The following is a 13,926-nucleotide window of genomic DNA, read 5'->3' on the forward strand; positions in this document are numbered from 1 at the left end:
GTTGCCCGGGTAAAATCGCGGGTTTCCACCCACCCTCTGGGTTCACGCACCCCAGGCTCCCACCGTGTCCCTGCACCTGCGCTTTTTTGATGGCGGCAATGCCATCAGCGACTTCAAAGTCCAGCAAATTTTGCCCCGCCTCGTGGGCATTTCCGACAAGATCACCGGCCTCACGGCGCGCTTTGTGCACCTGGCGTCGTTTGACGCCGAGCCCGACGCCGCCACCGTGGAGCGCCTGGGCCAGCTGCTGGCCTACGGCGAGCCTTGCTCGCAAGCGCACCAGAAGCTGACCGAAAGCGGCGCCCCGGCGCTGCTGGTGATGCCGCGGCTGGGCACTGTGTCGCCCTGGGCGTCCAAAGCCACCGACATTGCCCACAACTGCGGCCTGGCACTGCACCGGGTGGAGCGGTTGGTGGAATTCCGGCTGCAGCTTAAAAGCGGCCTGCTGGGCAAAGCCAGCCTGAGCGCCGAGCAACTGCAAGCCGTGGCCGACAGCCTGCACGACCGCATGACCGAAAACGTGTCGCTAGACCGCAGCCAGGCCAGCGCCTTGTTCACCGAACTGCACGCGGCGCCCATGGCGCATGTGGATGTGCTGGCGGGTGGCCGCACGGCCCTGGTGCAAGCCAACACCACCTGGGGCCTGGCCCTGGCCGACGACGAGATTGATTACCTGGTGAACGCCTTCACCGGCTTGCAGCGCAACCCCACCGACGTGGAGCTGATGATGTTTGCGCAGGCCAACAGCGAGCACTGCCGCCACAAAATCTTCAACGCGCAGTTCACCATTGACGGCGTGGCGCAGGACAAAAGCCTGTTTGGCATGATCCGCCACACGCACCAGTTGGCACCGCAGCACACCGTGGTGGCGTACTCGGACAACGCGTCCATCATGGAAGGCAACCCGGTGGAGCGCTTTGTGGCGCGCGCCGGCGGCAACGCTTCGCCCGCCTACGTGGCCGAGCCGGCCACGCACCACATCTTGATGAAGGTGGAAACGCACAACCACCCCACCGCCATCTCGCCGTTTCCCGGCGCGTCCACCGGCGCAGGCGGCGAGATTCGCGACGAAGGCGCCACCGGGCGCGGTTCCAAGCCCAAGGCGGGCCTGACCGGCTTCACCGTGTCCAAGCTCTGGGGCGGCCTGAGCGACCAGCCGGGCGGCAAGCCCGAGCACATTGCCAGCCCGCTGCAGATCATGACCGAGGGCCCGCTGGGCGGCGCCGCTTTCAACAACGAGTTTGGCCGGCCCAACCTGCTGGGCTATTTCCGCGAATACGAGCAGGCCGTGGACGGCGTGCAGCGCGGCTACCACAAGCCCATCATGATCGCGGGCGGCCTGGGCGTGATCGACGCCGGGCAGACCCACAAGATCGAATTCCCCGCCGGCTCGCTGCTGATTCAGCTGGGTGGCCCGGGAATGAAGATCGGCATGGGCGGCAGCGCGGCCAGTTCCATGGCCAGCGGCACCAACGCCGCTTCGCTCGACTTTGACAGCGTGCAGCGCGGCAACCCCGAGATTGAGCGCCGCGCGCAAGAGGTCATCAACCACTGCTGGCAGCAGGGCGACAAGAACCCGATTTTGGCCATTCACGACGTGGGCGCGGGCGGTTTGTCCAACGCCTTCCCGGAGCTGACCAACGACGCCGGGCGCGGCGCCCGCTTTGACCTGCGCGCCGTGCCGCTGGAAGAAAGTGGCCTGGCGCCCAAAGAGATTTGGTGCAACGAAAGCCAGGAACGCTACGTGCTGGCCATCGCGCCCGAGTCGCTGGCGCAGTTTCAGGCGTTTTGCGAGCGCGAACGCTGCCCGTTTGCGGTGGTGGGCGTGGCCACCGAAGAGCGCCATCTGGTGGTGAGCGATGTGGATTTGCCCTTGGCAACGCCACGGCAGGGCAGTTCGGATTTGCCCCTTCCCCCCCTGGGGGAAGGCAGGGATGGGGGCCTGCGCGCCGACACCTCATCGGCAGGCGAGCCCCCACCCCAACCCTCCCCCAGCGGGGGAGGGAGCCAGAACCCCGTCAACATGCCCATGAACGTGCTGCTGGGCAAGCCGCCCAAGATGCACCGCGACGTGAAAAGCGTGGCGCGTGCGCCGCAGCCCATGGACCTCACCGGCGTCGACCTGCAAAAAGCGGTCATCGACGTGCTGAGCCACCCCACCGTGGCGTCCAAGCGCTTCCTTATCACCATTGGCGACCGCACCGTGGGTGGCCTGAGCCACCGCGACCAGATGGTCGGCCCCTGGCAGGTGCCGGTGGCCGACTGCGCCGTGACGCTGGCCGACTTTTCTGGCTTTGCGGGTGAAGCCATGGCCATGGGCGAGCGCACGCCGCTGGCCTCGCTCGACGCGGCTGCGTCGGGCCGCATGGCGGTGGCCGAAGCCATCACCAACCTGCTGGCCGCGCCCATTGAGCTGCCGCGCGTGAAGCTGTCCGCCAACTGGATGGCCGCCTGTGGCGAACCCGGCGAAGACGCCGCGCTGTTCGACACCGTGAAAGCCGTGGGCATGGAGCTGTGCCCGGCGTTGGGCATTTCCATTCCGGTGGGCAAAGACAGCCTGTCCATGCGCACCCAGTGGCAAGACGGGGTCGACAAGCAAAAAGTGACCTCGCCCGTGAGCCTGATCGTGACCGCCTTTGCCACGCTGGCTGACGTGCGCAGCACGCTCACCCCTCAACTCGACCGCACCACGGAAGACACGACCTTGGTGCTGGTGGACCTGGGCAAGGGCCAGCACCGCATGGGCGGCAGCATGCTGGCTCAGGCGCTGGGCCAGCCTGGCGGCGCCGTGCCCGATCTGGACGACCCGCAAGATCTCGTCAACCTGGTGAACGCCGTCAACGCGCTGCGCGCCGAAGGCAAGCTGCTGGCCTACCACGACCGCAGCGACGGTGGCCTGCTGGCTGCTGCCGCTGAAATGGCCTTTGCCGGCCATGTGGGCGTGGCGCTGAATGTGGACATGCTCGTGACCGAGGGCGACGGCATTGCCGACAGCCGCATGGACAGCGGCGACGCCAAAAACTGGGCCACCCAGGTCAGCGCCCGCCGCGAAGAACTCACGCTCAAGGCCTTGTTCAGTGAAGAGCTGGGCGTGCTGCTGCAGGTGCGCACGGCCGAGCGCAACGCTGTGATGCAAACCCTGCGCGAACACGGCCTGAGCAAGCACAGCCACTTTGTGGGCAAGACCCGCCCCGAGTCGTCCGGCATGGACGTGGGCAAGGGCAAGCTGCAGGTGTGGCGCGACACCAAGTCGGTGTTCAGTGCCGACCTGTTTGACCTGCACCAGGTGTGGGACAGCGTGAGCTGGCGCATCAACCAGCAGCGCGACAACCCGGCCTGTGCCGACAGCGAGCACGCAGCCGCCGGCCTGCCGTCCGATACGGGCATGCATGTGTCGCTCAGCTTCGACCCGCTGGACAACGTGGCCGCGCCGTTTCTGAACCTGAGCCGCCCGAAGGTCGCCATCTTGCGCGAGCAGGGCGTGAACTCGCATGTGGAAATGGCTTACGCCTTCACGCAAGCAGGCTTTGAGGCGTTTGACGTGCACATGACCGATCTGCAAAGCGGCCGCGCCAAGCTGGAAGACTTCCAGGGCGTGGTGGCTTGCGGCGGTTTCAGCTACGGCGACACGCTGGGCGCCGGCATTGGCTGGGCGCGCTCCATCACCTTCAACCCTTTGCTGTCCGAGCAGTTCCAGGGTTTCTTTGCCCGCCAAGACACCTTTGGCCTGGGCGTGTGCAACGGCTGCCAGATGTTTGCCGAGCTGGCCGACATCATCCCCGGCGCCCAGGCCTGGCCGCGTTTCACCACCAACCAGAGCGAGCGCTTTGAAGCCCGCTTGTCGATGGTCGAAGTGCTCGAATCGCCCAGCCTGTTCCTGCAAGGCATGGCCGGCAGCCGCCTGCCGATTGCCGTGGCGCACGGTGAAGGCTTTGCCAACTTCAAGTTCCGCGGCGACCCCGCGCAAGCCATTGCGGCCATGCGCTTTGTGGACAACACCGGTGCCGCCACCGAGCAGTACCCGTTCAATCCCAACGGCAGCCCCGCAGGCCTAACCGCCGTGACCACGGCAGACGGCCGCTTCACCGCCATGATGCCGCACCCCGAACGCGTGTTCCGCAACATCCAGATGAGCTGGATGGATGTGGAAAAAGCCGGTGGCCAGAGCGCCCACAGCCCGTGGATGCGCATCTGGCGCAACGCGCGCAAGTGGGTGGGCTAAGCCAGGTTCGTTTGTCTGAGATTGCTGTCGGTGCTAGCATTGACAGCAATTTTTACCATCTGTTGGAGCCCGCGATGAGCACGCTCACGATCCGCAACCTCGAACCGCACATCAAAGACAAGCTGCGCCAAACGGCTGCAGCCCATGGGCGATCCATGGAGGAAGAGGTGCGCACCATCTTGCGGCAAGTGCTGTCACAGCCCACCGCAGGACCAGGTTTGGGGAGCCGCGTTCACGCCCGCTTTGCTGCCTTGGGCGGGGCGGAAGATGTGAACATGCCGCCACGCACCGAATTGCCACGCGCCGCACACTTTGGTGACGCTGGAGCCAACACATGATTGTTCTGGACACCAATGTGGTGTCCGAGCTGATGCGGGCGCAGCCTGCGCCCAACGTGCTTGACTGGGTCAACGCGCAGCCATCCGAACAGCTCTGCTTGTGCAGCGTCGTCGTGGCCGAACTGCTTTACGGTGTGGGGCGCATGCCGGACGGCATTCGCAAAAGCGACCTGCTTTTTGCCGTGCGGGCCATGGTTTTTGAAGACTTTGCGGGCCGAGTTTTGCCGTTTGACCTGGATGCCGCCGTTGCGTGTGCACAGATGGTGGTGCAAAGGGAAAAGGCGGGGCGCACCATTTCAACCGCTGATGCTCAGATTGCTGCCATTTGCACGGCGCACGGTGCCCGCCTCGCCACGCGCAATACCCGTGACTTCGCATTGTTGGACCTTCAGCTCATCAACCCCTGGGACTGAAACGTTGCCCACGGGCTTCACCGCGTTCAAACCGAGCGCACCGCCCCTTTTTACCCAGATAGACGCACACCATGGCCACCAGTCTCCTCATGCTGCTCGACGACATCGCCACCGTGCTGGACGATGTGGCCGTGATGACCAAAGTGGCCGCCCGCCAGGGCATGGCCGCTGCCGATGACGTGGCGGCCATGACGCAGCTGGCTGCCAAGAAAACAGCTGGCGTGCTGGGTGACGACCTGGCGCTGAACGCGCAGCAGGTCACCGGCGTGAAAGCCGACCGGGAGTTGCCGGTGGTCTGGGCTGTGGCCAAGGGCTCGTTTCTGAACAAAGCCATTTTGGTGCCGGCGGCGCTGGCCATCAGCGCCATTGCGCCCTGGGCCATCACACCGTTGCTCATGCTGGGCGGCCTGTTTCTGTGCTTTGAGGGTGCCGAAAAACTGCTGCACGCGTTTTTGCACAAAAAGTCGGAGGAGGACGCCCGCCACGTGGAAATGGTGAAGGCCGTTGCCGACGAAACCGTGGACCTGGTGGCGTTTGAAAAAGACAAGATCAAAGGCGCGGTGCGCACCGATTTCATTCTGTCCGCCGAAATCATCGTCATCACCCTGGGCACGGTGGCCGCCGCCACGTTCGCCAAACAGCTGTCGGTGCTGGTGGGCATTTCCATCGTCATGACGGTGGGCGTTTACGGCCTGGTGGCCGGCATCGTCAAGCTCGACGACGCTGGCCTGCACCTGAGCCGCCAGAGCGCTGCGTGGAAGCAGTCGCTGGGCCGCGGCATCCTTACCGCCGCACCCTGGCTCATGAAAACCCTGTCTGTGGTGGGCACCGCGGCCATGTTTCTGGTGGGTGGCGGTATTTTGTTGCACGGCATTCCGGCCCTGGGCCATGCGGTAGAAGCCTTTGCCGGCAGCCTGGGCTGGCTGGGGGCGGTGGTGTCCAGCCTGGCGGGCGCAGTCGCGGGGCTGCTGGCCGGCGGGGCGGTGGTGCTGCTGCTCACCGGCTGGAAGCGGCTGCGCGGGCAGGGCGCTGCGGTTGCGCATTGACGCACAAAAGAGGCGGTCTTGACCTGCATCAAGGCCCACTCGCTGGCAATCTCTAGACTGGGCTCCATCAATCGTGAGTGTGCTGATGGTTCGTTCAGCCGCTCGGTTTGAACAACCACAACAGGAGCCACACCATGACCGCCACCCCCCATGCCGCAACGGTTGACGCAGATGCCCCGCTGACCAACTTCACCAACTGCCACAGCGGCATCATCAAGCGCCTGAACGCGCTGGACGAATTGCCCGCCTTGCTGGCTCCGGCCGCCCGGGCGCGGCAAATCGCAGAACAGTCGCTGGAGTTTTTCCGCGAAGCGATTTTTGAACACCACCTGGAAGAAGAGCGCGAGCTGTTCCCGGCCGTGATCGCCAGCGCCACGCCGGGCGAAGAGCTGCTGAAGGTGAAGACCATGACCACGCGCCTCACGCAAGAGCACCGCATGGTGGAAGCGCTGTGGAAGACGCTGGAAAGCGGCCTGAAACGCGTGGCCAAGGGCCAAAGCACCGACCTGGACGTGTCCGAGGTGCAGCGACTGGTGAGCGAATACACCGCCCACGCGGCTTATGAAGAGGCCGAATTTTTGCCGCTGTCTGAAAAAATATTGAGCCGCAACAGCAACCACATGGCTGCGCTCGGCCTGAGCCTGCACATGCGGCATGTGAAGCCGGTGAACGCGTATATCTGACGTGCAAGCGGCGCCAGCGCGCTGCTTCAGTGAAGGCCAGTCACCGGCCGCGTCCGGTAAAACTTCAGTGGGCTGCTCTGGCCAGCCTTCAGCACCGCCGGTTTCATCTTGCCGACCACATGCATCTCGCAGGGTTTGCAGTCAAAGCGCAGGGTGAGCTTTTCGTCGCCGTGCACGAGTGACATGGGCTCAGCGCGCACCGTGCCCTGCACGCCGGTGATGCCTTTGGCCTGCTTAGGACAGAGGCTGAGCGAAAAGCGCACGCAGTGCTTGGTGATCATCAGGCTCACTTCGCCGGGCTCTTCGTGGCTCTCGTAGGCGGCGGCGATCACTTTCACGCCGTGTTTGGCGTAAAAGTCCCGCGCTTTCTGGTTGAACACGTTGGCCAGGTAGGTGAGCGTGTCTTCGGGGTAGGGCACGGGTGGTTGCACCGGCGCGGCGCGGGGCAGGCGCTGCCAGGCGGCGGCGCGGGCGGCTTCCAGTTTTTCAATGGCTTCGCGGCGCAGCGGGTTGAGCAAGGAAGCCGGTACGAACCAAGCTTGCGTGAGATTCAGCGACACGTCGATGGGTTCAAAAATCGTGTCGCCCAGCCGGGCCAGGGCTTCGCGCAGTTTGCTCTGCGCCTGGGCGGCGTCTTTGGCGCGCTCCAGGGTGCAGGGCAGGGCGGCGGTGGCGCTGTGGCCATCTTCGTCGGTGGCGGTCAGGCTCAGGCCTTGGGGCGTTTCGTTCAGTTGCAGCCAGGCGCCTATGCGCCGTTCGGCCGACTTTTTCTCCAGACTGCGCACCCAGTCCATGTCGCGGTTGCGGTTCACCACGGTGTTTTTGCGCAGGTCTTTCAGCGTGTCGATGGCGTCTTTGGGGTACACGCGCCAGCGGCTGGGCGCGGGCAGGCGCTCGGCGCGGTTGATCTGCAGGCCGGTGAGTTCTTTTTGCAGGTCCAGGTAGCACAGGCCGTCGCCGTTGTGGATCACGGTGGCGGGGTCGTCGGTTTCCAGCTCCACAAAGTTGGGGCCCACCTGGGTCACGTAGCCCATGGGGCGGCCCGGGTTTTTGGGGGTGTCAAAGGCGCCGATGTCTTCTTTTCGGCCCTGCACAAAGTAGTCGGTGAATTCGCGGTTGAAGTTCTGGTCGGGGTCGGGCGTGAAGCCAAAGGTGCTGCGGCCGCTGGACGAGCGGGCCAGCGGGTTGGCCGACGATTGGCGGTCTTCCAGGATTTCGTCGAGCAGCACGCGGTAATGGGCGGTGATATTTTTCACATAGCCCATGTCTTTGTAGCGGCCTTCAATCTTGAAGCTGCGGGCGCCCGCGTCGATCAGGGCGCGCAGGTTGTCGCTCTGGTTGTTGTCTTTCATGCTCAGCACGTGTTTGCCGTGCGCCACGATGCGGCCCTGGCTGTCTTTCACCTCATAAGGCAGGCGGCAAGCTTGCGAGCAGTCGCCGCGGTTGGCGCTGCGCCCGGTGTGGGCGTGGCTGATGAAGCACTGGCCGCTGTAGGCCACGCACAGCGCGCCGTGCACAAAAAATTCGAGCGTGCAGCGCTCGGGGTCGGTGGCGGCGCGGATGGCGGCGATCTGCTGCAGCGTGAGTTCGCGCGCCAGCACGATCTGGCTCAGGCCCGCGTCTTGCAGAAACCGTGCTTTTTCGGGCGTGCGGATGTCGGTTTGCGTGCTGGCGTGCAGCTGAATGGGCGGCAAGTCGATCTCCAGCAAGCCCATGTCTTGAATGATGAGTGCGTCCGCGCCAGCGTCATACAGCTGCCAGGCCAGCTTGCGTGCGGGTTCCAGTTCATCGTCTCGCAAGATGGTGTTCATCGTCACAAAAATGCGGCTGCCAAAGCGGTGGGCGTATTTCGCCAGGCGGGCAATTTCTTTCACTGAGTTGTCGGCGCTGGTGCGGGCGCCAAACGATGGCCCGCCGATGTACACGGCGTCAGCCCCGTGGTTCACAGCCTCGATGCCAATGTCGGCGTCGCGGGCGGGGGAGAGCAGTTCCAGGTGGTGGGGCAGCATAGGTGTTGAGCGTGCAAAATCGGTGGACGGCGAAAAAAACCAACGCGATATTGTCCAGGAGAACACCGATGCATGCACCTGCCCCGTCCAATCAAAGCGCGCAACCCGCTGTGGTGCTGGTGCACGGCTCGTGGCACGGTGCCTGGTGCTGGCGCCGGGTGTTGCCGCTGCTGCGGGGCGCAGGGGTGGACGCGCACGCGGTCACGCTCACGGGTGTGGGCGAGCGGGCCCACCTGCTGAGCCCGGCCATTGACCTGCACACGCACATACAGGATGTGATCGGGCTCATCGACGCCGAAGAACTGCAGCGGGTGGTGCTGGTGGGCCACAGCTACGCGGGCATGGTGATCACCGGCGTGGCCGACCGGCTGCAGCGCGAGCGCCCGGGCTTGCTGGCGCATCTGGTGTACCTGGACGCGGCGCTGCCACACCCCGGCGACAGCTGGAGCAGTCACCACTCGCCCGAGACGAAGCAGGCGCGCATGGCCGCCGCCCAACCCAGCGGGGGCCTGAGCTTTCCACCGCCCGACGCCGCGCTGTTTGGCCTGGAAGGCGCCGACCGCGACTGGGTGAACCGCCGCCAGACGCCGCAGCCCTTCAAGCTGTACCAGCAGCCGCTGGACTTTGATGCCGAGCGCGTGGCCACCGTGCCGCGCACGTTCATTGACTGCACGATGCCCGCGCTGGCCACCATTGCGCCGTCGCGCTCGCGGGTGCGCAGCGAACCGGGCTGGCAAGTGCTGGAAATGGCCACCGGCCACGACCCGATGGTGAGCGAGCCGCAAGGGCTGGCCGACCTGTTGCTGCGCATCCAGCGCCACGCGGCATGAGCTTGCGGGTGCCTGCGCCAAGTCGCGCAACGGGGCGGCTGGACCGCATTGACCTGCTGCGCGCTGCCGCCATGCTGTGGATGACGGCCTTTCATTTCAGCTTTGACCTGAACCACTTTGGCCTGATTCAGCAAAATTTTTACAACGACCCGTTCTGGGCCTGGCAGCGCACCGCCATCGTGAGCGGTTTTCTGTTCACCGCCGGTTTGTCGCAGGCGGTGGCGCTGCACCGGGGGCAGAGCTGGCCGCGTTTCTGGCGCCGCTGGGCGCAGGTGGCGGGGGCCGCGTTGCTGGTCACGGTGGGGTCGGTGGTGGTGTTTCCCAACAGTTTTATTTACTTTGGTGTGCTGCACGGCATTGCGGCCATGCTGATCGTGGCCCGGCTCACCGCCGGCTGGGGCGCCTGGCTGTGGCTGCTGGGTGCGCTGGCGGTGGCGCTGAAATGGGCCGCTCCGTGGCTGATAGGCGCCATGCCGGCGCTGGAGGTGTTCAACACGCCGTGGCTGAACTGGCTGGGTTTCATCAGCCGCAAGCCCATCACCGAAGACTATGTGCCGCTGCTGCCGTGGCTGTGCGCGGTGTGGTGGGGCATGGCGGCCGGCCAGTGGGCACTGAAACACCGCCCCGCCTGGCTGGGCTCGGCCGACGCGCCTGCGGGCGGGGTTCGCCGCGCGCTGGTGGTGCTGGGGCAATGGAGCCTGAGCTACTACCTGCTGCACCAGCCGGTGCTGATGGGTGTGGTGGGTGCTTTCGTGTGGCTGCGCGGCAGCTGATCAGCCCACGCAAAACGGCCGCAGAAACTGCCCGGCCACGAACAAGTCGCGCTCGATCGCCCGCCGCACGCCGGCGCTGTCTTTGCGCTGCAGGGCCTGCATCGCGCCGCCATGCGCATCGTTGAGCACGGCGCTGGCGCCTTCGGCTTCAAACAGCCGGTTGGACAGCGGCCCCACCTTGAGCCACACGGTTTCAATCAGCGCCATCAGCGTGGGCGAGCCGGCGGCCTGGTAAAGGCGCAGGTGAAACGCCTCGTTGGCGTCGAGGTAGGCTTTCGCGTCACTGGCGGCCAGGGCTTCGCCCATGCGCTGCTCCAGCGCGGCCAGTTCGGCCACACCGGCGCTGTCGATGCGGTGGGCGCCGCGTTCGGCGGCTTCGCCTTCCAGCAGCAGGCGCATGTGCAACACGTCGTCAAATTCAGCCACCGAAAGCCGGGGCACCAGCATGCCGCTGTGCGGCACGTTTACCAGCGCGCCTTCGGCCGCCAGGCGCTGCAACGCGGCGCGTACCGGCATCACGCCGGCGCCCAGTTGCTGCGCAAGGGCGTGAATTTTCAGCCGCTCGCCGGGCAAAAAGCGGCCCACCGTGACCCACTGGCGCAGGCGCAGGTAGGTGCTGTCTTGCTGGGTGGGCGCGGGCGCGGCCTTCATGCAGGCGGCACCACGGCGGTAATCTCGCCCAGCACCGCGTCCAGCGCGTCTAAAAGCTGGGCCACGTGGGCCGGGGTGGTTTGCGGGCAGACCAGCATCATGTTGTGAAACGGCGTGATCAAAATGCCCCGGTTCAGCAGCCCGAGGTGGATCAGGTGTTCCAGCTCCCCGTCGAGCACGCGGTCGGCTTCGCTGCCGTTGGTGGGCGGCGTGGCGCAAAACTGAAACTCGGTGCGCGCGCCCACCTGGGTGACGCACCACGGCAGACCGTGCTTTCGCAAGACGTCTTGCAGCCCGCTGGCCAGCGCACTGGCCTGGGCGAGCATGTGGGCGTAAGCGCTGGGTGTCATTACCTCGGTGAGCGCCGCGCGCATGGCGGCCATGGCCAGCATGTTGCCGGTGAGCGTGGTGCCAATGCCGCTGTGGCCCGGCGGGGCGGCTTGCTTGGCGAGCACGGCGCGCTCGGCCAAGCTGGCGCTCATGCCATACACCGCGCAGGGCACGCCGCCGCCCACCGGCTTGCCCAGCACCAGCGCGTCTGCCTGTATGCCGTGGGCGCGCGCGTAGCCGCCGGGGCCGGTGCTGATGGTGTGGGTTTCGTCCATCACCAGCAGGGCGCCGTGGTGCCGGATGAGCGCCTGTGCAGCGGCCCAGAAGCCCGGTTCGGGCAGCACCATGCCGATGTTGGTCATCACCGGCTCGGCCAGCACGCAGGCCACATCGCCTTGTTTGAGTGCGGCTTCCAGCGCTGGCAGGTCGTTGAACTCGACCACCACCGTGTGCTCGGTGAGGTCGTGTACCTGGCCGAGCAGGCTGTTGCGCTGCACCGGCTGGCCGCCCACCAGATCGACAAACACGTCTTCAATGGTGCCGTGGTAGCAGCCGTTGAACACCAGCAGCTTTTTGCGCCCCGTGGCGGCCCTTATCCAGCGCAGGGTGTAGCGGTTGGCGTCGGTCGCGCTCATGGCGAACTGCCAGAAGGGCAGGCCAAAGCGCTCGCTCAGGGCTTGGCCCACGGCGGCGGCGTCTGCCGTGGCCAGCATGGTGGTGTAGCCGCGCGTGGCCTGCTGCACCAGCGCGGCGGCCACTGGCGCGGGCGCGTGGCCAAACATGGCGCCGGTGTCGCCCAGGCAAAAGTCCACCAGGCTGTGGCCGTCCACGTCGGTCACCACCGCGCCGCTGGCGCGGTCCACGTGCAGGGCAAAGGGCGTGCCCCAGTCGTTCATCCAGTGCAGCGGCACGCCAAACAACAGGTGCTGCTGCGCCTGCGCCGCCAGCTCGGCCGACTGCGGGTTGCGTGTCGCGTAGTGGGCCCGCTCACGGGCCAGAAAGGCCTGGGCGCGGGGCCAGTCAATGCCGGTGCGGGGATGGGTTTCGTTTTGCATGGGGCTTCAATCGTGGTTTCAAGCTGGCATACCGGTCGGTCTCAGGCGCGCGTGTCTTGCTGCCAGGGCACCCGTGGAACCGCCCTTCGTCAAGCTCAGGACGGGCCACCAGCTGCGTCCCCCTCCCGCCGCAGGCGAGAGAGGGGAAAGCCGCGCAGCGGCGCAGGGGGTGCTCCCCTAAACCAGCAGCAACAAATGCTCGCGTTCCCACGAACTGATGACCCGGTTGTAGGTGGCGTATTCCAGTTCTTTCACGGCCAGAAACGCGTCGACAAACGCGCCGCCCAGCACCTCGCGCAGCGGCTCGCAGGTGCGCATGCGGCGTATCGCATCTTCCAGGTGGTTGGGCAGTTCGTAGTCCATGTCCCAGGCGCTGCTGCGCATGGGCGCGGTGGGCTCCAGCGCCTGTTTCATGCCCAGGTAACCGCAGGCCAGCGTGGCGGCCATGGCCAGGTAAGGGTTCACGTCCACGCCGGGCACGCGGTTTTCCAGGCGGCGGTTGGCGGCGTCGGACTCGGGCACGCGAATGCCGCAGGTGCGGTTGTCAAAGCCCCACTGCACATTGATGGGTGCCGACATGTTGCGCGACAGCCGCCGGTACGAGTTCACATAGGGCGCCAGCATGGGCATGACCAAGGGCACATAGCGCTGCAGACCGGCGATGTAGTGGCCAAACGCCGGGCTCACCGAGCCGTCGGGCAGGCTGAAGATGTTGTGACCGGTCTGGCTGTCCAGAATGCTCTGGTGGATGTGCATGGCGCTGCCGGGCTCGGCTTCCATGGGCTTGGCCATGAAGGTGGCAAAAATGCCGTGGCGCAGGGCCGTTTCCCGCACCGTGCGCTTGAACAGAAACACCCGGTCTGCCAGGTCCATCGGGTCGCCGTGGGTGAAATTGATCTCCATCTGACCCGCGCCGGCCTCGTGAATGAGCGTTTCAACCCCCAGCCGGTGCACCTCACAAAAGCGCGACAGCTCCAGAAAGAAGGGGTCGAAGTCGTTCACCGCGTCGATGGAATACGACTGCCGCCCGGCCTCGGGCTTGCCGGTGCGCCCCAGGGGCGGCTGCAGCGGCTCGTGCGGGTTTTGGTGGCGAGCCACCAGGTAAAACTCCATCTCAGGTGCCACCACCGCTTGCCAGCCGCGCGCCGTGTAGCGGTCCAGCACACCGCGCAACACGCTGCGCGGTGACAGCGCCACAGGGCGGCCGTCAAATTCCTCGCAGTCGTGAATGATCACCGCCACCTGCTCGGCCGCCCAGGGCACCACGCGGGCGGTGCTCAGGTCGGGCACGCACACCATGTCTGGGTCGGTGTCGCCCACAAAGGCGGTGTTGTCGGGTTGCTGGCCGTTCACCGTGTTCAGCAGCACGCTTTTGGGTAGGCGCATGTGGCCGGACTTCAAAAACAGGTCTTTGGGCAAAATTTTGCCGCGCGCAATGCCGGTCATGTCCGGGATCACGCATTCCACTTCCTGGATGCGGTGCTGGGCGAAAAAGTCTTTGAGGGAATCGGTGTTCATCGGTCTGGCCTGGTGGTGCTTCACACCGCAGGTGCAATGCTGATTTGATCAAATAAAA

Annotated in this window: 11 protein-coding genes; 7 read left to right on the top strand and 4 right to left on the bottom strand. The window is 65.6% G+C overall.

The features are described from left to right. The first annotated feature begins 64 nt into the window (after positions 1 to 64). The 5 genes from purL to AC4QBL_RS06955 all read left to right on the top strand — a co-directional run bounded on the left by purL (position 65) and on the right by AC4QBL_RS06955 (position 6,702). Positions 65 to 4,222 (top strand): phosphoribosylformylglycinamidine synthase, encoded by a 4,158-nt coding sequence (gene purL / locus AC4QBL_RS06935; protein WP_472901234.1) that lies wholly within the window; start codon positions 65 to 67, stop codon positions 4,220 to 4,222. 74 nt (positions 4,223 to 4,296) lie between these two features. After that, on the top strand, positions 4,297 to 4,560 hold the full coding sequence (locus AC4QBL_RS06940) for a FitA-like ribbon-helix-helix domain-containing protein (protein ID WP_472901235.1): 264 nt from the start codon (positions 4,297 to 4,299) through the stop codon (positions 4,558 to 4,560). Then, the gene (locus tag AC4QBL_RS06945; protein ID WP_472906311.1) at positions 4,557 to 4,973 is read left to right on the top strand and encodes a type II toxin-antitoxin system VapC family toxin; all 417 of its coding nucleotides are present in this window, start codon (positions 4,557 to 4,559) and stop codon (positions 4,971 to 4,973) included. The genes AC4QBL_RS06940 and AC4QBL_RS06945 overlap by 4 nt, the downstream gene beginning before the upstream one ends. Before the next feature lie 71 nt (positions 4,974 to 5,044). Next, the gene (locus tag AC4QBL_RS06950; protein WP_472906310.1) at positions 5,045 to 6,019 is read left to right on the top strand and encodes a DUF808 domain-containing protein; all 975 of its coding nucleotides are present in this window, start codon (positions 5,045 to 5,047) and stop codon (positions 6,017 to 6,019) included. Between the two features lie 134 nt (positions 6,020 to 6,153). Next, positions 6,154 to 6,702 carry a hemerythrin domain-containing protein gene (locus tag AC4QBL_RS06955; protein ID WP_472906309.1) on the top strand — a complete coding sequence of 183 codons (549 nt, stop codon included), beginning with the start codon at positions 6,154 to 6,156 and terminating at the stop codon, positions 6,700 to 6,702. A 26-nt stretch (positions 6,703 to 6,728) separates the two neighbouring features. Here AC4QBL_RS06955 and AC4QBL_RS06960 read toward each other — a convergent pair whose 3' ends face one another. Next, entirely contained in the window at positions 6,729 to 8,711 is a 1,983-nt protein-coding gene (locus AC4QBL_RS06960) for a peptidase U32 family protein (RefSeq protein ID WP_472906308.1), read from the bottom strand. Between the two features lie 68 nt (positions 8,712 to 8,779). Between AC4QBL_RS06960 and AC4QBL_RS06965 the strand changes: the two genes are divergently transcribed. Then, entirely contained in the window at positions 8,780 to 9,541 is a 762-nt protein-coding gene (locus AC4QBL_RS06965; protein ID WP_472906307.1) for an alpha/beta fold hydrolase, read from the top strand. Continuing rightward, positions 9,538 to 10,314 (top strand): heparan-alpha-glucosaminide N-acetyltransferase, encoded by a 777-nt coding sequence (locus AC4QBL_RS06970; RefSeq protein WP_472906306.1) that lies wholly within the window; start codon positions 9,538 to 9,540, stop codon positions 10,312 to 10,314. Before AC4QBL_RS06965 ends, AC4QBL_RS06970 begins: the two co-directional genes overlap by 4 nt. On the opposite strand, the gene AC4QBL_RS06975 is transcribed toward AC4QBL_RS06970, so the two are convergent. The 3 genes from AC4QBL_RS06975 to AC4QBL_RS06985 form a co-directional block, all read right to left on the bottom strand. After that, a complete protein-coding gene (locus AC4QBL_RS06975) occupies positions 10,315 to 10,965 on the bottom strand; it encodes a GntR family transcriptional regulator (RefSeq protein ID WP_472906305.1) in 651 nt (216 codons plus the stop codon). Further along, a complete protein-coding gene (locus tag AC4QBL_RS06980) occupies positions 10,962 to 12,350 on the bottom strand; it encodes an aspartate aminotransferase family protein (RefSeq protein WP_472906304.1) in 1,389 nt (462 codons plus the stop codon). The genes AC4QBL_RS06975 and AC4QBL_RS06980 overlap by 4 nt, the downstream gene beginning before the upstream one ends. A 177-nt stretch (positions 12,351 to 12,527) precedes the next feature. Continuing rightward, positions 12,528 to 13,868: a glutamine synthetase family protein gene (locus AC4QBL_RS06985; protein WP_472906303.1), complete on the bottom strand. Its 1,341-nt coding sequence runs from the start codon at positions 13,866 to 13,868 to the stop codon at positions 12,528 to 12,530. Positions 13,869 to 13,926 lie beyond the last annotated feature (58 nt).

The sequence above is a fragment of the Hydrogenophaga sp. L99 genome, from assembly GCF_058731905.1.